Source organism: Streptomyces beijiangensis (assembly GCF_017315755.1).
Classification (GTDB): Bacteria; Actinomycetota; Actinomycetes; order Streptomycetales; family Streptomycetaceae; genus Streptomyces; species Streptomyces beijiangensis.
This window is the reverse complement of the sequence record NZ_JAFLRJ010000972.1, coordinates 1-272: the sequence shown is the minus strand read 5'-3', so window position 1 is coordinate 272 and position 272 is coordinate 1. Positions and strand designations below refer to the sequence as shown.

The 272-nt window shown below is 72.8% G+C and carries 1 protein-coding gene; it reads right to left on the bottom strand.

What is annotated here, in order from left to right:
- Positions 1-196, bottom strand: a 196-nt coding sequence (locus J0695_RS40145) for a class II fructose-bisphosphate aldolase (RefSeq protein ID WP_206969752.1), incomplete at its 3' end; no start/stop codon positions are given.
- Between the last annotated feature and the right edge of the window lie 76 nt (positions 197-272).

Below are 272 nucleotides of genomic sequence, written 5' to 3'. Positions count from 1 at the left end.
GTGCCAGCGGCTCGACCTGACCCCGCCGGTACTTCACCGCGTTCTCGCTGATCTGCAGGATGACAGGCGACCCGACGGCCTCGGCCCCCGCGATCACCGCCTCCACATGTTCCAGCGTGATGACGTTGAACGCGGCGACGGCCCCACTGCGGGCCGCCGCATCGGCGACCAGCCCCCCGCTCCCCACCAGCGGCATCGGCTCAGCCCTCGTCGAGGATGACGGAGCGCGTCAGGTGCCGCGGCGAAGGGGCTCGACCCCGACCAGCCGCGGC